Raw genomic sequence first — 1,295 nt, forward strand, 5'->3', positions numbered from 1 at the left:
TGTTAGGCGTCATTGAAAATGCCTATGAGTGCGGCAGTTTGGGCAGCTTGGTGCCGACATGATCGGTAAGCGTGCCTGCCGACGAAGAGGTGCAGATTTGGGGCGGCACCTTGCCGACGAAGGGCATGTGAAAGGCCCTCCCGATATCTCTTGGCCGAGCGCCGGGAGGGCCGTGTAGCGCGCGGAGGCGCTGTGCTCACGGTAGAGGCCGACCCGGCGCGGGTCGAGAGGTGTTTGGCCGCGGGCGAGTTGTTCTGCCCGGCATGTGAGGGGCTTCTGAGCCGGTGGGGCTGGGCACGTTCGCGTGTACTGCGGGACGCGGCCGGAAGGCTGGTCGTTGTGCGGCCCAGGCGGGCCAGGTGTGTCAGATGCGGCATCTCGCATGTGCTCCTTCCGGTCTTCGCGCTGGTCAGGCGGGCGGACGTGGCTGAGGTGATCGGGGCGGCCCTGGCGGCGAAAGCGTCCGGCGTCGGGGTTCGGGTGATCGCTGAACTCCTGGGCCGGCCGGTGGAGACGGTGCGGGGATGGCTGCGTCGGTTCGCTGCCCGGGCCGAGGTGGTGCGGCGGTATTTCACGGTGTTGCTGGTGGACGCCGGGGTTGACCCCGCGCCTCCCGGGACGGAGCGGACGCCGTTCGCGGACGCGGTCGCCGCGGTGGTCGGGGCCTGGTGGTCGATGACATCGAGGTGGACGCGCATCGGCACGGTGTCGCCTTGGCTGGCAGCCTGCGCGGTGACCGGCGGGATACTGCTAGCCCCCGCCTGGCCTGGGCAAACGATCAACACGAGTCGCCCCTGACGCCACGCCGTCCGCTCCTGCCAGCCTCTGCGCGTGCGTCTGTCGACGCGTGATCGAGAGGCTGGTGGACGGGTGGCAGGACAGGAAGACCAGACACGGCTGGAACGGGCCCAGGCAATCGGGCTGTTCCGATACATGCTGATCAGGGAGGCGGCCGACCCGACCCTGTCGCGACGCCAGCGCGGCGCGCTGGTGCGCGAGCTTGCCGCGGTGAGCCACGTCGATCCGGACGGCCGGAGCGTGCGGATCACCCGCTGGACTCTGGACCGCTGGATCATGGAGTGGCGCCGGGGCGGTTTCGACGCCCTGGTCCCCTCGCCGCGTCAGTCCCGGCCTCGCACTCCGCCGGAGGTGCTGGAGCTCGCCGCCACGCTGAAGAAGGAGAACCCGACGCGGTCGGCCGCTCAGATCCGCCGGATCATCGCCGCTCAGCTCGGCTGGGCGCCGGACGAACGCACCATCCAGCGGATGATCGTCCGCGAAGGGCTGACCGCCCT

At 70.0% G+C, this 1,295-nt stretch carries 2 protein-coding genes; both read left to right on the forward strand.

What is annotated here, in order from left to right:
- The first annotated feature begins 384 nt into the window (after positions 1-384).
- Entirely contained in the window at positions 385-798 is a 414-nt protein-coding gene (locus ACF08B_RS41520) for a helix-turn-helix domain-containing protein (RefSeq protein WP_392322213.1), read from the forward strand.
- A 33-nt stretch (positions 799-831) separates the two neighbouring features.
- On the forward strand, positions 832-1,295 hold a 464-nt coding region (locus ACF08B_RS41525), incomplete at its 3' end, for a helix-turn-helix domain-containing protein (protein WP_392322214.1).

It is taken from the genome of Streptomyces sp. NPDC015139, assembly GCF_043079785.1.
In the GTDB taxonomy this organism is placed as follows: Bacteria; Actinomycetota; Actinomycetes; order Streptomycetales; family Streptomycetaceae; genus Streptomyces; species Streptomyces albidocamelliae.